Source organism: Peribacillus sp. NPDC006672, from assembly GCF_050274955.1.
Lineage (GTDB): Bacteria > Bacillota > Bacilli > Bacillales > DSM-1321 > Peribacillus.
This window is the reverse complement of the sequence record NZ_JBNNOR010000038.1, coordinates 1,625-4,607: the sequence shown is the minus strand read 5'-3', so window position 1 is coordinate 4,607 and position 2,983 is coordinate 1,625. Positions and strand designations below refer to the sequence as shown.

Below are 2,983 nucleotides of genomic sequence, written 5' to 3'. Positions count from 1 at the left end.
ATAAGAAGGTATTTCATTTTTTAAAAAGCGTTGGTTAAGTCCTCGATCTATTAGTATCAGTCAGCTCCACATGTCGCCACGCTTCCACCTCTGACCTATCAACCTGATCATCTTTCAGGGATCTTACTAGCTTGCGCCATGGGAAATCTCATCTTGAGGGGGGCTTCATGCTTAGATGCTTTCAGCACTTATCCCGTCCGCACGTAGCTACCCAGCTATGCCTTTGGCAAGACAACTGGTACACCAGCGGTGCGTCCATCCCGGTCCTCTCGTACTAAGGACAGCTCCTCTCAAATTTCCTGCGCCCGCGACGGATAGGGACCGAACTGTCTCACGACGTTCTGAACCCAGCTCGCGTACCGCTTTAATGGGCGAACAGCCCAACCCTTGGGACCGACTACAGCCCCAGGATGCGATGAGCCGACATCGAGGTGCCAAACCTCCCCGTCGATGTGGACTCTTGGGGGAGATAAGCCTGTTATCCCCGGGGTAGCTTTTATCCGTTGAGCGATGGCCCTTCCATGCGGAACCACCGGATCACTAAGCCCGACTTTCGTCCCTGCTCGACTTGTAGGTCTCGCAGTCAAGCTCCCTTGTGCCTTTACACTCTACGAATGATTTCCAACCATTCTGAGGGAACCTTTGGGCGCCTCCGTTACTCTTTAGGAGGCGACCGCCCCAGTCAAACTGCCCACCTGACACTGTCTCCCACCCCGATAAGGGGCGCGGGTTAGAATTTCAATACAGCCAGGGTAGTATCCCACCAACGCCTCCACCGAAGCTAGCGCTCCGGCTTCTCAGGCTCCTACCTATCCTGTACAAGCTGTACCAAAATTCAATATCAGGCTGCAGTAAAGCTCCACGGGGTCTTTCCGTCCTGTCGCGGGTAACCTGCATCTTCACAGGTACTATAATTTCACCGAGTCTCTCGTTGAGACAGTGCCCAGATCGTTACACCTTTCGTGCGGGTCGGAACTTACCCGACAAGGAATTTCGCTACCTTAGGACCGTTATAGTTACGGCCGCCGTTTACTGGGGCTTCGGTTCAAAGCTTCGCTTGCGCTAACCTCTCCCCTTAACCTTCCAGCACCGGGCAGGTGTCAGCCCCTATACTTCGCCTTGCGGCTTCGCAGAGACCTGTGTTTTTGCTAAACAGTCGCCTGGGCCTATTCACTGCGGCTTTTCCGGGCTATTCACCCTAAAAAGCACCCCTTCTCCCGAAGTTACGGGGTCATTTTGCCGAGTTCCTTAACGAGAGTTCTCTCGCACACCTTAGGATTCTCTCCTCGCCTACCTGTGTCGGTTTGCGGTACGGGCACCTTACATCTCACTAGAGGCTTTTCTTGGCAGCGTGGAATCAGGAACTTCGGTACTATATTTCCCTCGCCATCACAGCTCCGCCTTAATGGAAACGGGATTTGCCTCGTTTCCGGCCTAACTGCTTGGACGCGCATATCCAACAGCGCGCTTACCCTATCCTTCTGCGTCCCCCCATCGTTCAAACGATGTATAGGTGGTACAGGAATATCAACCTGTTGTCCATCGCCTACGCCTTTCGGCCTCGGCTTAGGTCCCGACTAACCCTGAGCGGACGAGCCTTCCTCAGGAAACCTTAGGCATTCGGTGGAAGGGATTCTCACCCTTCTTTCGCTACTCATACCGGCATTCTCACTTCTAAGCGCTCCACCAGTCCTTCCGGTCTGACTTCAACGCCCTTAGAACGCTCTCCTACCATCGACACCAAAATGGTGTCAATCCACAGCTTCGGTGATACGTTTAGCCCCGGTACATTTTCGGCGCGGAGTCACTCGACCAGTGAGCTATTACGCACTCTTTAAATGGTGGCTGCTTCTGAGCCAACATCCTGGTTGTCTAAGCAACTCCACATCCTTTTCCACTTAACGTATACTTTGGGACCTTAGCTGGTGGTCTGGGCTGTTTCCCTTTCGACTACGGATCTTATCACTCGCAGTCTGACTCCCAAGAATAAGTATTTGGCATTCGGAGTTTGACTGAATTCGGTAACCCGTTGGGGGCCCCTAGTCCAATCAGTGCTCTACCTCCAATACTCTCATCTTGAGGCTAGCCCTAAAGCTATTTCGGAGAGAACCAGCTATCTCCAGGTTCGATTGGAATTTCTCCGCTACCCACACCTCATCCCCGCACTTTTCAACGTGCGTGGGTTCGGGCCTCCATTCAGTGTTACCTGAACTTCACCCTGGACATGGGTAGATCACCTGGTTTCGGGTCTACGACCTCATACTCATTCGCCCTATTCAGACTCGCTTTCGCTGCGGCTCCGTCTTATCAACTTAACCTCGCATGAAATCGTAACTCGCCGGTTCATTCTACAAAAGGCACGCCATTACCCATTAACGGGCTTTGACTACTTGTAGGCACACGGTTTCAGGATCTATTTCACTCCCCTTCCGGGGTGCTTTTCACCTTTCCCTCACGGTACTGGTTCACTATCGGTCACTAGGGAGTATTTAGCCTTGGGAGATGGTCCTCCCTGCTTCCGACGGGATTTCTCGTGTCCCGCCGTACTCAGGATCCACTCAGGAGGGAACGAAGTTTCAACTACAGGGTTTTTACCTTCTTTGACGGACCTTTCCAGGTCACTTCATTTACCCCGTTCCTTTGTAACTCCATGTTGAGTGTCCTACAACCCCAAGAGGCAAGCCTCTTGGTTTGGGCTAATTCCGTTTCGCTCGCCGCTACTCAGGAAATCGCATTTGCTTTCTCTTCCTCCGGGTACTTAGATGTTTCAGTTCCCCGGGTCTGCCTTCAGTACCCTATGTATTCAGGTAAAGATACTGTTCCATTACGAACAGTGGGTTTCCCCATTCGGAAATCTCCGGATCAAAGCTTACTTACAGCTCCCCGAAGCATATCGGTGTTAGTCCCGTCCTTCATCGGCTCCTAGTGCCAAGGCATCCACCGTGCGCCCTTTCTAACTTAACCGTTAAAAAAGATCTTACTT

The 2,983-nt window shown here is 52.2% G+C and carries 1 rRNA gene; it reads right to left on the bottom strand.

Annotated features, from left to right (window positions below):
* Positions 1 to 30: 30 nt before the first annotated feature.
* Positions 31 to 2,964 (bottom strand): 23S ribosomal RNA (locus tag ACQKKK_RS26180).
* Positions 2,965 to 2,983: the final 19 nt, after the last annotated feature.